Origin of the sequence: Terribacillus saccharophilus (assembly GCF_046592895.1) — a bacterium.
Classification (GTDB): Bacteria; Bacillota; Bacilli; order Bacillales; family Amphibacillaceae; genus Terribacillus; species Terribacillus saccharophilus_D.
This window is the reverse complement of the sequence record NZ_JAWVPU010000001.1, coordinates 1157565-1173800: the sequence shown is the minus strand read 5'-3', so window position 1 is coordinate 1173800 and position 16236 is coordinate 1157565. Positions and strand designations below refer to the sequence as shown.

The window sequence follows — 16236 nt, the reverse complement described above, 5'->3', positions numbered from 1 at the left end:
TCGGTGATGTTTCCTTGGCAGAAAAAGAGGACAGAGGCAGTCGAGAAGCGGAAAGAGACTAAAATATCGAAAACGTTGAAAGATAATGTAACCTATCTCGAGAAACAATTTCTATATGGCACCAACTTTGATTTCAATTCCCGGGAACTTCGGGGACCAACTGGGAAATACCACGTGTTCTACTATTCCACCATCATTGATATAAAACAATTGAACGAGCACATTGTTGCGCCTTTACTTGAGACGAAAAAAGAGAATTCACTAGCTCAAATTATCACGGTTGGCAATATCAGTTCCGTAAAGAATATGGATGAAGTGGAAAAAGGGCTGAACGCAGGCAGCGTCCTTATCTTTAAAGATGGAGTGAACCAAGGCTTCGAAGCAAAGATTGATGACTATAAACATCGTGCAGTCGAAAAAGCTGAAAATGAGAAGACCGTTAAAGGTCCGAAAGAATCGTTCACTGAATCAGTATCGACAAATATTTCGATTTTCCGCAAGCACATCCCTTCCAAGGACTTGATTGTGGAAAACGTCAGCGTTGGCACAAGACCCGCTATGTCTGTCTCACTGATTTATGCACGGGATTTAGTCAACGACAAAGTATTAGCAAATCTTAAACAGCGGATCAAAGATATCACCGTCGACAATATCCGAAATATCGAGATTCTGGAGCAATTCATTGAGGAAAGACCGGCTTCTTTATTCCCTACGATGCTGTACACAGAACGACCAGACAATGCTGCAAACTATATATCGGAAGGTTTTATCGCCGTCATCATGGATAATTCATCTTCTTGTCTGATCGCACCTGCTACCATATGGTCATTCTTCCATTCCCCGGAAGACCGGTATTTGAGATGGGCATTCGGGAACTTCAGCAGGCTGATAAGAGCTGCTGCATATTTTATCACCCTATTTGTTTCTGCAACGTATGTAGCTGTAACGAATTATCATAGTCAGCTTATCCCGATCGATTTGCTGCTCGCCATTGCATCCAGCAGGGAAAGGGTACCACTCCCGATAGTCTTTGAAATTCTCTTGATGGAAATCGCTTTTGAATTAATACGTGAGGCAGGGGTACGAATTCCATCCCCACTCGGGCCTACCATCGGTATTGTCGGAGCATTGATCCTTGGACAGGCCGCAGTCGAGGCGAACATAGTAAGCCCGATCGTTGTCATAATCGTGGCTTTAAGCGGCTTATCCTCTTTCACTGCCGCAAACTACAATATTAATCATACATTGCGGATTTCCAGGTTCCTTTTCATCCTGGCAGCCAGTTTTTATGGATTGCTAAGTTTACTGGGGGCAATATTGGTTTGGGTGGGATATGTCGTATCCATCAAGTCTTTTGGTGTTAGCTATTTCTCACCAGCTTCTCCGATGAACAGATCACCAAGGGATACATTTCTTCGCATGATACTAAAAAAGGAGAAGTGGCGGCCAGGATTCATTAATCCAAAAGACTGGGATAAATATTGAAAGGGGACCTGCAAAATGGAACTTAATAAAAAACCATTACGTATCCGTGAGCTAGTTGTCATGATTTTCATGCTGATAGGTTTGAAAGGCGGTGATACAACGCCTGCCTTATTTGCCGAGAACGCTCAGAATGCGATATGGATCGTTCCGCTAGTCTCCTTTCTCTTTCTGCTGGGACCTTTCCTAGTACTGATGTTTTTGCTGAAAAAATATGAAAAGTACAACTTGGTTGAACTGGTATTCCACTTGATTGGAAAGAAAGCAGGCACTTTGCTGGCATTGCTTCTTTTCACATTTGGATTTATATCCATGTTCTCAGACATGCGTAATGCCATGGAAGAAATAAACTATTTATATTATCCGAATTCCCCCACCCTCTTGCTTTATGTCATCTTCCTCGGAATTTGTCTTCTTATCGCCCATAAAGGATTGGAGACAATCGGAAGCCTGACATGGGCATTGAATCCCATTATAGTCATTACGATTATCGCCGTAGTCGTAATAGATTTAAAGGATGCTGTATTCCTTCGCATTTTCCCAATTTTCGGAGACGGTGTCGGTACTTTATTAAGGGAGGGCATTAGTAAATCTGGCGCCTTCCTGGAGATTTTTTTGATTACCATTGCTTATCAAGCATTTCATCAAGCAAAGTATTTTCGAACAGGTATGTATCTTGGAAGCAGTCTATCTGGCATCCTGATCATTTCTTTTTATATCATCTACTCGGCAACATTTGATTATAATACTATCGATAACGTCGCATTTCTCTATCAAGAATCAACGGAAGTTGTATCGCTTGGGCATTTTTTCACAAATATTAGTACACTTTTCATGGTTGGCTGGATGTTTTCCAATTTCCTGCGTTTCACTATTTTCCTTTATTTATTATGCTGGATATTCGGGGCCATTTTTGAGATCAAACGATTTGAAGGACTTTTGCTTCCTTTGGGATTCATTGCGATGATTATCTCCCTCATACCTCCTAGTTTTGCTGTAAACGAAATGGTCTTTAGGGAGAATACTTTGCAGCTGTCAACTCCCATATTCTTCCTCTTCCCCTTTCTGCTTTGGATTGCATCCTATTGGAAGGATAGAAAAACATGAAAAAGATCCTTCTTATTTTGCTGCTTCTACACGCAGCTGTCCTTTTAACTGGATGCTATGATCGCAAAGAACTTGAAGAGCAAGCATACGTCATCAGCATAGGTGTCGATAAGACGGAGAAAGAAAACATCTTTCGTTTTACATTTGAGATAGCCAATCCTGAAGTAGGCAGTTCTGCTACAACCGCTTCTACGCCAGAACCGCCGCAAGAAATAGTTAGTGTGTTAGGCACGGATTTTCTCTCCGCTACCAGTGCGGCCAATGCATCCGTAGCAAAAGAAATCACACTGGATCAAGCACGTGTTGTGATTGTATCTCAAAAACTGGCTCGCTCGAAGCAATTCATTCACTTAATGCAATCTGCTCCAAGTACAGTCGATTTGAAGCTTAATGCTCAGCTGGTTATCAGTAAGGAAAATGCAGAAGAATTTATCAGGAAGAATAAACCGAGGCTGGAATCCCGTCCGCATAAGTATTTTCAATACATGCTTGATCGCGCTAAGGAAACAGGCGTTATACCGGATGCACCACTCGTTCGTTATTTTCAAATCACCGAGGGTGATGCTGATTTATTCATTGCACCATTCGCCACTACGAGAAGAGATCCAAACGATGAATATGGAGCAGAAGATAATTATGAAGCAGGAGAAGTGCCGTTAAAAGGCGGAAATAGGACACAATTCATGGGTTCTGCAGTATTCAAGGAAGGACAGATGATTGATATTTTAACAGGCGAAGAAAACCGCTATTCCTTGATGTTGGATACAACATTGCCCCAGCAGGATATCATAGCTACTTACACCGACCCGCTTCAGCCTGAATTTGATGTTAGCGCACGAGTTCAAATAGACAAAGTAAGGGTGAAAATAGACTACCAGCCAAAAAGCAGGACAAATATCGATGTATACGTGAATACGCACATGAATATTTTTGCCATACCTAGCACTGAAAGCTATGTGACTCAAGCTAAGAAGAGAAAAATACTCCATGATTCCATACAGAAGCAACTGGAGGAAAGAACAGAAAAACTAGTCAAGAAAACACAGGAGCAGTATAAGCTGGAACCCTTCTATTGGTCCCTGCATATCAGAAAAAAGTTTCTGACAATCAAGGATTATGAAAAAGCAGACTGGTCGAACAAAATTTACCCCAATGCCAAAATAAGACTGCATGTGAATGTAAAAAGTCTGGAATTTGGTAAGATTCTCCGAGAATCTGATATAAGAGAGGTGAGGGATTGATGCAGTTCTTTTTAATGGGAGTTATGGTTATCTTCATCACTATTTATACTGGATTGTTTGGCTACTCTGTTTATAAGACCAACAATAAAAAAGGAACAGCAGCTGTCATCTGCGTGATCCTGCTTGTGATCATCAGTCCCTTCTTGCTCTATCGATTTTAAAAAAAAGCCACAGCCCTCACAGGCTGTGGCTTACTTTTCATATACAGACGGCCCCGGCAAGATTCGAACTTGCGACACACGGTTTAGGAAACCGATGCTCTATCCCCTGAGCTACGGAGCCACGACATATACTATTATAACGGAATCAGCGGAGCTTGCAAAGTCTGTCGCTTTTTCCATCAGTTTCTTCTCTCCTTATATCGAAGCAAGAACCCTTCTATGGTAAACTATATTTATTTGCCATACAACGTTTTAGTTTGGAGGATACATCATGCACGAGCTGCCATTTATTGCAGTGGAAGGTCCCATTGGTGTCGGCAAGACATCATTAGCTAAAAGAATTGCAGAACATTTCCAGTATGAGCTGCTGAAGGAAATCGTGGAAGAGAACCCGTTTCTCGGCAAATTCTACGAAAATATCGAAGAGTGGAGCTTTCAGCTGGAAATGTTCTTTTTGACCAATCGTTACAAGCAGCTGAATGACATTCGCAAAGACTTTCTTTCCCAAAATCAGCCGGTGGTTGCCGATTACCATATAGCTAAAAATATGATTTTTGCAAAACGGACACTTGCTGCACCGGAGTTTGATAAATACAGCAAAATCTTCTCCATTTTGACAGAAGATATCGCACTGCCCAACATGGTCATCTATTTGGATGCCAGTCTGGAAACACTGCTCGAGCGCATTGAATTACGTGATCGCAAAGTAGAACAGCATATCCAACCGGATTATCTGAAACAATTAGCTGCTGACTATCAGACCTTCATGGATCAATTCGAACGAGACAACCCGCATGTGCCAGTACTTCGGTTAAGTGGTGATCAATTGGATTTCGTGAAGAATGAACAAGATTGGAAGTATATCTGTGAAAGGATTTCCTCTCACTTGGATAAAGGAGTAACATCATCATGAACTTAAGAGATAAATATCATATTCCTGCAGACAGTGTCATTACCATAGCTGGTACAGTCGGCGTCGGAAAATCGACGATGACACAAGCATTGTCAGAGGCACTGGATTTCCGTACCAGCTTTGAGAAAGTGGATGGCAATCCTTATTTGGATAAATATTATGCTGACTTCGAACGCTGGAGTTTTCATCTTCAAGTCTATTTCCTGGCTGAACGCTTCAAGGAACAAAAACGTATTTTCGAATATGGCGGCGGCTTCATCCAGGATCGCTCCATCTACGAAGACACAGGCATTTTCGCCCGCATGGCTCATGAAGAAGGAAACATGTCCAAAGTCGACTATGAAACATACCGTTCCCTGTTCGACGCCATGGTCATGACACCATATTTCCCGCACCCTGACTTGCTGATTTATTTGGAAGGATCCTTTGATCACATCATCAGCCGCATCAAGCAGCGCGGCCGGGAAATGGAACAGCAAACACCGATCAGCTATTGGGAAGAAATGTTCCACCGTTATGAGAAATGGATCAATGACTTCAACGCTTGTCCGGTATTGCGCGTGAATATAGCAGACTACGACCTTCTCAACCCGAATACAAGCATCGAACCTATCTTGGAAAAAGTGGGCCATTTCATTGAACACTCCCGTAAATGGACATCACGCCAGCCATCAAAATAAAAAATCCGCCGAATTTGGCGGATTTTTTATTTTGTATATGCTTGTCCCATTTCTTTGGAGCGTGCTGCTGCTGCCTGTACACAGGCTTGGATGGCGGCTTTGACACCTTGCTCTTCCAATACGGATATGCCTGCAGCGGTCGTACCGCCTGCACTGGTGATGTTGGCACGAAGCTGTGCGGGAGTGAGTTCAGATTGCTCGAGCATCTTTGCAGCACCTATGAACGTCTGGATCAGCAGCTGCTTGCCCACTGATTCTTCCAAGCCGACTTGCTTGCCCGCTTCCTCTAACGCTTCCATCAAATAATACAGATAAGCAGGACCGCTGCCTGAGATAGCAGTGACACCATCCATATCCTCTTCCTTCACCTGGACCACAGCTCCAACCGTATGGAACAATTCATGTACAACTTGCATTTCACGGTTGCCTGCATGGACTCCTGCCGCTATCGCCGTTGCTGCTTCCAGAATGGTAGCCGATGTATTCGGCATCACCCGCACGACAGGCTGTCCTTCTGGCAGATGCTCTTCCAAGAAAGATGTCGGAATTCCAGCAAGCATGCTGACGATAATTTGGTCAGGCTTCAGGTTTGATTCCTTCAGATAAGCCATTGCTGCTTCGGCATCTTTTGGCTTCATTGACAGCAGAATCACATCTGCATCGATCAGAAGGTCTGTTTGATTCCTTGTAACGGAAACGCCATACGCATGGTGCATTTCCTCCAGCCGCTCATCATTTGCATGATTTGTCAGCCATATAGCCTCTGCCGGCAGCTGCTCTGCCGTGAGGATTCCTTTCACGAGTGACTCTGCCATTGCACCAGCTCCGATAAATGCAATTTTCTTCATAAATGCCTCCGTTCCACGTGAAACAAGTTTGTTGTATTATCTGTCGCTTCCGAGCAGAAGTCAACATATATAAAAAAAACCGTTACGTAAACGTAACAGTTTGTATCTCCAATTTTATGCGTTAATAAAAAATGGCGGAGGAAGAGGGATTCGAACCCCCGCGAGCCGTTAAGCCCCTGTCGGTTTTCAAGACCGATCCCTTCAGCCAAACTTGGGTATTCCTCCGTAAGACAAAGACTAATATATCATATAGAACATCAACATGTCAACAAAATATGAAAAATGGCGGAGGAGGGGGGATTTGAACCCCCGCGAGCCTTAACAGGCCCCTGTCGGTTTTCGAGACCGATCCCTTCAGCCGGACTTGGGTACCCCTCCATACTTTTGTCTCCAAAAGCTATCTCACCATATTTCCAATGTTCCTGTCAAGGACTCCGCTTAGCGGATCTCTGTCTTGCCGCCCATATAAGGTACCAATGCTTCTGGAACTTTCACGGAGCCATCTGCTTGCTGATAATTTTCCAAGATGGCAGCAACTGTCCGGCCCAATGCGAGACCAGATCCATTCAGTGTGTGAACGAATTCCGGTTTGCTCTTGTCATCACGTTTGAAGCGGATGCCGGCACGGCGTGCTTGATAGTCCTCGAAATTGGATACAGAAGAAATCTCGCGATACGTTCCGTTACTAGGCATCCACACTTCAAGATCATATGTTTTTGCAGAAGAGAAGCCAAGATCGCCAGTACATAATGTAACTACACGGTGTGGAAGTTCAAGCAGCTGCAGGACTTTCTCAGCATGTCCTGTGATTTCCTCCAGCACATCATAAGATTCTTCCGGCTTAACAAACTGAACAAGCTCCACTTTGTTGAATTGGTGCTGACGGATCAAACCGCGTGTATCACGACCGGCAGATCCTGCTTCGGAACGGAAAGATGCACTGAATGCAGTGAATTTCTGCGGCAGCTGTTCCCCTTTTAAGATCTCTTCACGATAATAGTTCGTTACAGGAACCTCAGCTGTCGGTACCATGAAGTAATCCCATCCATCTACCTTGAAAGCATCTTCTTCGAACTTCGGCAGCTGACCTGTTCCTGTCATGCTTGCTCTATTCACCATGTACGGAGGTAGCATTTCCTGATAGCCATGCTCATCCGCATGAAGGTCCATCATAAAGTTGATCAAAGCACGCTCCAGACGAGCCCCCAATCCTGTGTAGAATACGAAACGGCTTCCGGTTACCTTTGCAGCACGTTCGAAATCTAAGATCCCTAAGTCAGCTGCTAGATCCCAATGCGCTTTTTCCTCAAAGTCCTTTTGCTGCACTTCGCCCCATTTACGTGCTTCTACATTATCATCCTCGGAATTGCCTACAGGCACGCTTTCATGTGCAAGATTAGGGATGGAGAGCAATAACATATCAAGTTCGCCTTCCACGACCCGAAGCTCTTCATCATAAGCTTTGATTTGGTCGCCCACTTCGCGCATCTCCTTGATTTGAGCATCGGCATCTTGCTTCTCTTTTTTAAGAACTGCAATTTGCTTGGAAACTTCATTGCGCTTTGCTTTCAGTTCCTCTGTTTCATTGATAAGTTTGCGGCGGCGATCATCCAAATCACCGACTTTATCCAAGACAGATGGATCTTCACCAAGATTTTTCAGTCTCTGTTTCACTTCTTCTGTGTTTGAACGCAAATATTTTAAATCCAGCATATGTGCTTCCTCCTTTTTATTAAACAAAAAAACATCCCATCCCTCTAGAAAAAAGGGACGAGATGTTTCACCCGCGATACCACCCTGGTTGAAGACAAAAAAGTCTTCCGGCTCGACAAGATAACGGTTTGTACCGGGTATGTCTCCATACCATTCCAGGATGGATTCACTCACAGCGCTGCATCGATTTCCACCAGCCATCGACTCTCTTTAAGCATGCTGCCAGTTACTAGTTCCTATCATCACGTTGTTGTTATTCTTCCTCCAGAATAGCTAATTCCAGATCATTATGCAAGTATGATATGCAAATTCAGCTCTAGCTTACACGCATAGAAAGGATTTTATACAAAAAAAAGCGGAGAAAGGCTGCTGCCTCTTCCGCTTTTCGTTATTGTCTAGCTACAGAAACCAGAAACTACGGTATAGGCGATAAATCCCTGCACGAGGAAGAGCGCCTCATTCCGGGCTTTCTCACCTATTCCTCCGTTTCTAAACGTTCTTTTTCGCTTTTCTAATTAAAACCAGCCTTTGACTGTGTCTGCCACGCTAGTGAAGATGCCGGCGAAGAAGTCGCCGATTGCTCCTAGGGAGAGCATGAACCAGTTGGACTTTTCTACGTCTTCCGATGCAACGACGTCGACAGTATAAGCGCCGCCATTGATCGTGCCTTGATCATCTCCGTCATAGACAAGTGTTGCTGTTCCTACTTTGTCGCCTTTTTTGACTGGTGCAACGAGTTCGCCGTCAGCATCCAGCTTGTCTTTATCCACTTTGTATTCCAAGTGGTATTTATCTTCTTCCCCGTTCTTCACAGACGTTGTAACCGCATCTTTAGTAGAGATTGCTACACTGTCTTCTTTTCCTTTTGCCACGGGTACGGAATCGTGATCTTTGATTTCAGAACCTGCTTTATAAAGCTCTGTTTTCTTGAATTGGTTGAAGCCATAATCAAGCAATTTTTTCGTTTCTTGGAAGCGCGCTTCTTCGCTGTCCGTTCTCATGACGACAGTGATATAACGCTGTCCATTACGCTCTGCTGTACCTGTGAAGCAATAGCCTGCCGGTGTTGTATGTCCAGTTTTCAAACCATCCATGCCTTCATAGCCATATGCTTTCAAGTAACCTGGCATGTCTGGAAGCATCCAGTTCCAGTTCGTGATCTCTTTGCCATCGAATTTTGCTTGTGTCTGACTGGCAACCTCAAGCGCCTCTGGATGATCCTTGATCAAATTGTAAGCAAGGATGCCAGTGGATTTCGCTGTCATCAAGTTCTCGTCATTGATATTCGTGCCTTTTACTCTGTTGTCGCCCAAATCAGAGTTGGAAAGACCAGATGAGTTGACGAATTTATAATCCTTCATGCCGATTTCTTCTGCTTTTTCATTCATCATCTTGACGAATTCCGTCTCGCTGCCAGCTACCAGTTCAGCTAGCACGATTGTAGCGGCATTATCGGAGTAGATTGCCATGGCGTTGTACAAGTCACGTACTGTGTAATCTTTATCCTGTGTAAGTCCTGTTCCGGAGAAATCCGTGTTGGAGGAAATACTATATGGATAGTCGCTTACTTGCGTTGTCGTATCCCAAGAGATATCTCCTGCTGCGATTGCATCCAGTATGAGATATTCCGACATCATCTTCGTCATACTTGCTGGAGGTAAAGTGAGATCTGCCTGCTTCGCGTATAATATTTCGCCAGAGTTGGCGTCTATTAGAATTGCGGATTCCGCTTCAATATCAAAGCCTTCCGCAGCTTGTGTGTCTAGTGGCTTCGCTAGAAAAGTGTTAAACGTAATCAGCATCGCGAGCAAACCGATCATCGATGCTTTCAAAAGATGTTTCAAGTGTTCCTACCTCCACAAAATATAGAATCGTTACTGCATATCCACGCTATTTTACCATAGACAGTAGGTAGAGGGGAACGTACTTTGTACCGATTCTACATTTTGTTCACAGGTCTGGGATGCACCAGTCAATCGGTCCCAACCCATTATTTTCTAATATCGCATTGGTTTTGGAAAATGGCTTGCTGCCGAAAAAGCCGCGTCTTGCAGACAATGGGCTTGGATGTACTGATGTCAATGTATAATGCTTTTCTGTATCGATCAATTTTTGCTTTTCCTGTGCATGTTTCCCCCAAAGGATGAATACGACGGGGTCTTGCTTGTCATTCAGTGATTCGATGACGCGATCCGTGAAATGCTCCCAGCCTTTGCCGCGATGTGAGGCTGCTTGGTGTGCTTCTACCGTCAATGCCGTATTCAAAAGCAGCACACCTTGTTTCGCCCAGTGCTGCAAATAGCCATGTGTGGGAATGGAACAGCCGATATCATCTGCCAGCTCTTTGTAAATATTGATAAGTGATCTTGGAACAGCTACATCCGGCTGCACCGAAAAACTAAGACCATGCGCTTGATTCGGACCATGATACGGATCTTGTCCCAAAATGACCACTTTTGTGTTTGCGAATGATGTCACTTGCAATGCTTCATAAATTTGGTGCATATCCGGATAAATCGTCTTTTCCTGATATGCTTCTTTCAAGAAGCTGCGGAGTTCTTTGTAATAGTCTTTTTCAAACTCCTCTTGCAGGATGTCCTGCCAGTCATTATCGATAATTTGTTTTGTCATGCCTTTCCACCTCCTGGACATTGTATCAGACCTATACCCGTTATGAATAACGAAAAAAGCCACCCCTGTGAAAGGGCAGCTTTTCATCCTCAGCTGGCAAACGGCTGATTCATTTCAGATCGTTTATAGATGTATTGGAATGCGATCAGCGCTGCGAAAACGACAAGTCCTGCAATGCTCAACCAGACGCCAGGGTAAATCAAGGCAAGACCAGCTGCCAGGGCAATAAGGCGCTCCGGCCAATACAGCCGGCGGAACCAGTAGCCGATCATCCCTGCGCCGATGACGATCATTCCCAAGAAAGCCGTCAGGAAGATCCAAGCAACTTCCAAGTAATTTGCCGTTCCGACCAGCAGCAATTCAGGGGCAAAGACGAACATATACGGTATGATGAATGCCGCAATGGCCAGCTTCGTCGATATGACCCCGGTGGCAATCGGTCTTCCCCCTGACATGCCGGCTGCTGCAAATGCTGCCAGTGCAACCGGAGGAGTGATATCCGCCATGATCCCAAAGTAGAAAACAAACATATGCGCCTGCAAATCACTCACGCCCAGCAGGATGATGGCCGGTGCTGCGATTGTTGACGTGATGATATAGTTTGCTGTCGTCGGTGCCCCCATGCCAAGGATCAGGGATGCAATCATCGTAAAGAACAACGTCCAAAACAGCTGTTCATTTGCAAGTCCAACCAAGCTGTTGGCAAGACTGAGTCCAAGACCTGTTTTCGTTACAACGGCGACAATGATACCTGCTGCTGCTGTTGCAGCGATGACACTCAGAGCAGATCTTGCTCCGTCCACCATCGCCTCGATCGTCTCCAGGAAGTTTCGGTCGAAGAAATAGCTTACGATGACAGTTGCAAGGGCTGCGATGATCAAGCCGTTTTCAATCGACATATTGCCAGTCACACCGCCATAAATCAAATATGCAACAAGTACAACACCGAAAACGATTGGGTAGAGATGTCGATAAACTTCTTTTCTGAGCAGCGCAACCAGTACACAAGTGACAATTCCATACAAAGCTGCGCGCATGATGCTTAGTCCGGAGCTTAAATAGAAAACCATGGCAAGTATCGGCAGCAGCAAGTACAGTTTGCTTAAGACTTCTTTCTTGTCTGGCAGTTCCTCTTTCTTAAGCCCCCTCAATCCAGTCCGTTTCGCCTCGAAATGCGTCATGATCCAAATCCCGGCAAAATAAAGGATGGCAGGGATGATGGCCGCCTTGGCAATCGTCCAATAACTCACGCCGATGAATTCGACCATCAAGAAGGCCGCAGCCCCCATGACAGGCGGCATGATTTGACCTCCTGTGGAAGAAGATGCTTCCACTGCACCTGCGAAGTTTTTGGAATATCCAAGCCTTTTCATCATCGGGATGGTGAAGGAGCCCGATGTCACCACATTCGCTACCGAGCTTCCGCTTACTGTCCCTTGCAGCGCACTTGAGAAAATGGCCACCTTTGCTGGTCCCCCGATTCTCCTCCCGGCAACGAGCAGAGCTAAATCATTAAAATATTGACCTACTCCAGTTTTCACCAGGAAAGCACCGAATAAAAGAAACAGGAAAATGTAGGTGGATGACACACCGATCGGCGTACCGAGCATTCCCTCAGTCGTGAAAAACAGCGAGTTTATCAGTGTATCGATATCCACTCCAGGATGGACGATGAAATCGGGAAGCTGCCTGCCCCAGTAGGCATATGCCATGAAGAGAATGGCGATGATGACAATCGGCAAGCCGACAGTACGTCTTGTCGCTTCCAAAACAAGCAAGACAGCCAGTGCTCCCGTTACAAAATCCAATGTTGTCATCTGCCCGCCTTGGGCAATGATGTTGTTGTACATGACCGGCCAATAAGCACCTACATAAAATCCTAAGCCAGCTAAAATGAAATCATACCAGGCAATTCGTTTATCCTTGCCCTTACGTCTTGCCGGGAATAACAGATAAATCAATACAAGACCAAACCCTAAGTGGATGGAGCGGTGAATCTGGGTCGGTATATTTCCATATGTAGCGGTGTAAAGCTGATACAAAGAAAAGGCAAGCAATAGAAAAAAGACAACAGCAGCCATGATACCGGCAAGTTTCCTGAAATTCGATTCGGTGTCATATTTCTCGATCAGCTGTTGTTGTTCTTGTTCGGACATATACTCATCATTCGAGGCTTTTTCATTCATTCAAGCTGCTCTCCCTTCCATAAGTTCCATAGATTTGTATACTCTGCTTGGATCTTGATGGAGACACCTGGTCCGATGTTTTCCCGGAGTGAATAGCTATGCTTCTTGTAGACCAGCTGGTGATTTGCCACCACTTCCCCGATAGTCAGATTAAGATACTCTTCGAAGCCTGTCATATTCCGTATATAGTACTTTCCATCCTTCATTTCGAATGTTTCCCCAGATCCTGCATGTGCAGGCATGCCGACGGCAGTATCTTCATAGACAAGCTGATAAGGATATAATCTTGTTTGTTTGATGGTATAAGTTTCGTGCACTTCCGAACCATGAATCGAATGAATGTATCGGATACTCATATGCGTACCTTCTTCAACCGGCAAGTATGCGAGAAGCTGATCGCTCTGCAAATCGTTACAGGCGATTATATGCCGGAACGGCACAAATATGTACAAAACGATCAACGTCGTGATAATGAGACTGATGATCATGATGACGCGAAATCGCAAAATATCTCACCTGCTTTTTTGTGAAAAGACGCCGGTAAGATATACCGGCGTCCCTTTGATCCATCAAGAAGAAGGCAGTTCCACTCCTGCTTCTTCCAAATATTTTTTGGCACCTGGGTGGAATGGGATGCTGACACCATCAGCAGCCTTTTCTGCTTTGATGAATTCTGCCTTTTGGTGACCGATATCACTCGTATTTTCGTACAACGCTTTTGTCATGTTATATACAAGTTCCTCATCCATACCTTCTGTCGTTACAAGCATCGCATTCACCGATACTGTCTCAACTGGTTCCTCCAAGCTGTATGTTCCGGCTTCAATTGTATAAGGAGCATAATAGGGCTTTTCTTCGATCAATTGATCGACTTTATCACCGTCCAGGCCGACAATCGTCACCGGTGTCGTAGCAGATAGACTTTCTACCGCTCCTGTTGGTGTACCAGCTGTGATGAATGCTGCATCGATATTGCCATCTTGCATACCGGCCGTCGATTCACCGAAGTCCAGGTTCTGGACTTCAATATCGTCCACGGTCATATCATAGATACCGAGGATATCCTCTGCACTCGCATTCGTCCCTGAACCAGGTGCGCCTATTGAAACGGTCTTCCCTTTCAGATCTTCCACGGTTTGGATGCCGCTATCTTCCGTTGCGACAATTTGGATCGTTTCCGGATACAGAGAACCAACTGCCTGTATATTATCTATCGCTTGACCATCGAACATCAGTGTTCCTTCCGATGCATAAGCAGCAATATCCGTTTGGCTGAAAGCAACGATATCGTCATTTCCTTCACTCAACTTATTCATATTTTCAACAGAGGCACCAGTCGATGTAGCTGTCGCTTTTACATCATCTACATTTTCATTCAGGATTTCAGCGATACTTCCTCCCAGCGGGTAATATGTACCCTCGGTTCCCCCAGTGAGCAATGTAATGAATTGCTGTCCGCCTTCTTCACTGCCGGAATCCCCTGAACCCCCAGCTGTTCCTCCTCCGCAAGCGCTGAGTATCATTGCTAATAACGTCATCAGGATTATTGCAGAAAGTGATTTTTTCATTTTCATTCGTTCATTCCCCCTTAGGCTATTATCAATTCTCCATAACGTTAGCAAACCCTTCTTAATTTTACAATATTATTTATATTGCAAAAAGTCTGTTTATTTGTTAGATTATGTACTATAAAAAAGAAACGACGCCGATGGGGGCGTCGTTTCAAAAATAGTATTAGTTAATGGAATAGTTCGGTGCTTCTTTTGTGACTTGTACATCATGCGGATGACTTTCGCGTAAGCCTGCGCCTGTCATACGGATGAATTGGGCATTTTCACGGAAGTAATCCAGATCAGGGGCACCGCAGTAACCCATGCTCGCCCGCAAGCCGCCGAGCAGCTGATGCACGGTATCAGAAAGTGATCCTTTGTAAGCAACGCGTCCTTCGATGCCTTCCGGTACCAATTTCTTTGCTTCTTCTGTTTCACCTTGGAAATAGCGGTCTTTGGATCCTGATTTCATAGCGCCGACAGAACCCATTCCGCGGTACACTTTATATTGACGGCCTTGGAAGATTTCCGTTTCTCCAGGGCTTTCTGTCGTACCTGCAAACATGCTTCCAAGCATCACAGCATGTCCGCCAGCTGCGATCGCTTTGGCGATATCGCCGGAATACTTGATTCCGCCATCCGCAATGATTGCGATACCATGCTTCTCAGCCTCGACTGCACAATCATGAACAGCAGTGATCTGCGGTACACCGACGCCAGCTACAACACGTGTCGTACAGATGGACCCTGGTCCGATTCCGACTTTAACGACATCCGCGCCAGCTTCGATCAAGGCACGCGTGCCCTCTGCAGTTGCTACATTACCCGCAATCAAATCAACCTCAGGGAATTTCTCCTTGATGTTTTTCACCTGTTCCAAAACACCTTTGGAATGACCATGCGCAGTATCCACGACTAGTACATCCACTCCGGCATCGACAAGTTTGCTGATACGAGTCATGGCATCACCAGTGACTCCTACAGCTGCCCCTACCAATAAACGTCCATGTTTATCTTTAGCAGAATTCGGGAACTCAATCACTTTCTCGATATCTTTGATTGTGATCAAACCCTTCAACACACCGTTTTCATCAACAAGCGGAAGCTTTTCGATCTTATGTTTTTGCAAGATTTTTTCCGCTTCATCCAATGTAGTCCCAACAGGTGCTGTCACCAAATCTTCTTTCGTCATGACATCGGAGATCGCGATCGAATAATCCTGTACGAAACGAAGATCGCGATTAGTCAGGATACCGATCAGCTTCTGCTCTTCTTTGTTGTTGACGATTGGTACACCTGAGATGCGGAATTTACCCATCAGATGCTCTGCATCGAATACTTGGTTTTCCGGGCACAAGAAGAATGGGTCTGTAATGACGCCACTCTCAGAACGTTTGACGCGATCTACCTGCTCTGCTTGCTCTTCGATGGACATATTTTTGTGAATGATACCAAGTCCACCTTGTCTCGCCATTGCAATTGCCATGCTCGCCTCTGTCACCGTGTCCATTCCTGCGCTGATCAATGGAATGTTCAATGTGATGTTTTTCGTCAATGCTGTCTGGAACTTCACATCGCGTGGCAGAACCTCTGATTTCGCCGGTACAAGCAAGACATCATCAAAAGTCAAACCCTCTTTTGTAAACTTATCTTCCCGCATGTTCATCCTCCTTTTATCATGAAATGTCTATATATGGTTAAAATACTGCTATTAAAACCTATTG

At 44.9% G+C, this 16236-nt stretch carries 14 protein-coding genes, 3 tRNA genes and 1 other annotated feature; of the genes, 6 read left to right on the top strand and 11 right to left on the bottom strand.

What is annotated here, in order from left to right:
- Positions 1–6 precede the first annotated feature (6 nt).
- Genes SFC66_RS05630 through SFC66_RS05615 form a run of 4 tightly spaced genes read left to right on the top strand, consistent with a single transcriptional unit; the run spans position 7 to position 3991 of the window.
- Entirely contained in the window at positions 7–1485 is a 1479-nt protein-coding gene (locus SFC66_RS05630; RefSeq protein ID WP_411217705.1) for a spore germination protein, read from the top strand.
- Positions 1486–1500: 15 nt separating this feature from the next.
- Positions 1501–2589 carry a GerAB/ArcD/ProY family transporter gene (locus SFC66_RS05625; protein ID WP_411217704.1) on the top strand — a complete coding sequence of 363 codons (1089 nt, stop codon included), beginning with the start codon at positions 1501–1503 and terminating at the stop codon, positions 2587–2589.
- A complete protein-coding gene (locus tag SFC66_RS05620; protein WP_411217703.1) occupies positions 2586–3830 on the top strand; it encodes a Ger(x)C family spore germination protein in 1245 nt (414 codons plus the stop codon). The genes SFC66_RS05625 and SFC66_RS05620 overlap by 4 nt, the downstream gene beginning before the upstream one ends.
- Positions 3830–3991 carry a hypothetical protein gene (locus SFC66_RS05615; RefSeq protein WP_411217702.1) on the top strand — a complete coding sequence of 54 codons (162 nt, stop codon included), beginning with the start codon at positions 3830–3832 and terminating at the stop codon, positions 3989–3991. Before SFC66_RS05620 ends, SFC66_RS05615 begins: the two co-directional genes overlap by 1 nt.
- Before the next feature lie 48 nt (positions 3992–4039).
- On the opposite strand, the gene SFC66_RS05610 is transcribed toward SFC66_RS05615, so the two are convergent.
- Positions 4040–4112, bottom strand: a tRNA-Arg gene (locus SFC66_RS05610).
- Between the two features lie 150 nt (positions 4113–4262).
- On the opposite strand from SFC66_RS05610, the gene SFC66_RS05605 reads away from it, so the two are divergent.
- Positions 4263–4904: a deoxynucleoside kinase gene (locus tag SFC66_RS05605; protein ID WP_411217701.1), complete on the top strand. Its 642-nt coding sequence runs from the start codon at positions 4263–4265 to the stop codon at positions 4902–4904.
- Entirely contained in the window at positions 4901–5584 is a 684-nt protein-coding gene (locus SFC66_RS05600) for a deoxynucleoside kinase (protein WP_411217700.1), read from the top strand. Before SFC66_RS05605 ends, SFC66_RS05600 begins: the two co-directional genes overlap by 4 nt.
- A 26-nt stretch (positions 5585–5610) precedes the next feature.
- Here SFC66_RS05600 and proC read toward each other — a convergent pair whose 3' ends face one another.
- From proC to guaB, 10 genes are all read right to left on the bottom strand, one after another.
- Positions 5611–6432 carry a pyrroline-5-carboxylate reductase gene (gene proC / locus SFC66_RS05595; RefSeq protein WP_411217699.1) on the bottom strand — a complete coding sequence of 274 codons (822 nt, stop codon included), beginning with the start codon at positions 6430–6432 and terminating at the stop codon, positions 5611–5613.
- 132 nt (positions 6433–6564) lie between these two features.
- Positions 6565–6657, bottom strand: a tRNA-Ser gene (locus tag SFC66_RS05590).
- Between the two features lie 58 nt (positions 6658–6715).
- Positions 6716–6810, bottom strand: a tRNA-Ser gene (locus SFC66_RS05585).
- 60 nt (positions 6811–6870) lie between these two features.
- Positions 6871–8145, bottom strand: a complete 1275-nt coding sequence (gene serS, locus SFC66_RS05580) for a serine--tRNA ligase (RefSeq protein WP_411217698.1) — start codon at positions 8143–8145, stop codon at positions 6871–6873.
- A gap of 50 nt (positions 8146–8195) precedes the next feature.
- Positions 8196–8397 (bottom strand) — a binding site (T-box leader).
- A 263-nt stretch (positions 8398–8660) separates the two neighbouring features.
- Positions 8661–9989 (bottom strand): serine hydrolase, encoded by a 1329-nt coding sequence (locus SFC66_RS05575; RefSeq protein WP_411217697.1) that lies wholly within the window; start codon positions 9987–9989, stop codon positions 8661–8663.
- Positions 9990–10095: 106 nt separating this feature from the next.
- Positions 10096–10776, bottom strand: coding sequence for a uracil-DNA glycosylase (locus SFC66_RS05570; protein WP_411217696.1), 681 nt, complete (start codon positions 10774–10776; stop codon positions 10096–10098).
- Between the two features lie 89 nt (positions 10777–10865).
- Positions 10866–12962 carry a TRAP transporter permease gene (locus SFC66_RS05565; protein ID WP_411217695.1) on the bottom strand — a complete coding sequence of 699 codons (2097 nt, stop codon included), beginning with the start codon at positions 12960–12962 and terminating at the stop codon, positions 10866–10868.
- Positions 12959–13468, bottom strand: coding sequence for a DUF1850 domain-containing protein (locus SFC66_RS05560; RefSeq protein WP_411217694.1), 510 nt, complete (start codon positions 13466–13468; stop codon positions 12959–12961). The genes SFC66_RS05565 and SFC66_RS05560 overlap by 4 nt, the downstream gene beginning before the upstream one ends.
- A gap of 63 nt (positions 13469–13531) precedes the next feature.
- Entirely contained in the window at positions 13532–14536 is a 1005-nt protein-coding gene (locus SFC66_RS05555) for a TAXI family TRAP transporter solute-binding subunit (protein WP_411217693.1), read from the bottom strand.
- Between the two features lie 160 nt (positions 14537–14696).
- Positions 14697–16172, bottom strand: coding sequence for an IMP dehydrogenase (gene guaB / locus SFC66_RS05550; RefSeq protein WP_411217692.1), 1476 nt, complete (start codon positions 16170–16172; stop codon positions 14697–14699).
- Positions 16173–16236 lie beyond the last annotated feature (64 nt).